Genomic DNA, 235 nt, shown 5'->3' on the forward strand with positions numbered 1-235 from the left:
TCCGGCAGAACGCCGGAGCGCGCCGCCGCGATGTCCAACGTCCTCGTCATCGACAACTACGATTCCGTCACCTGGAATCTCGTTCACCTGATCGGCCCGCTCGGCGGCGCCGTCGCGGTCGCCCGCAACGATACGATCACCGTCGCCGACATCCGCGCTACGGCGCCGGACGCGATCGTGCTCTCACCCGGCCCATGTACGCCGAACGAGGCGGGCATCTGCCTCGATGTCGTCC

Annotated in this window: 1 protein-coding gene; it reads left to right on the forward strand. The window is 68.1% G+C overall.

Going from position 1 to position 235, the window contains the following annotated elements; translation table 11 throughout:
• Positions 1-30 precede the first annotated feature (30 nt).
• Positions 31-235: glutamine amidotransferase-related protein (locus tag AC0IY0_RS29060; protein WP_471766515.1), on the forward strand; the 205-nt coding region annotated here is incomplete at its 3' end.

This window comes from Methylobacterium sp. AC315, from assembly GCF_979253755.1.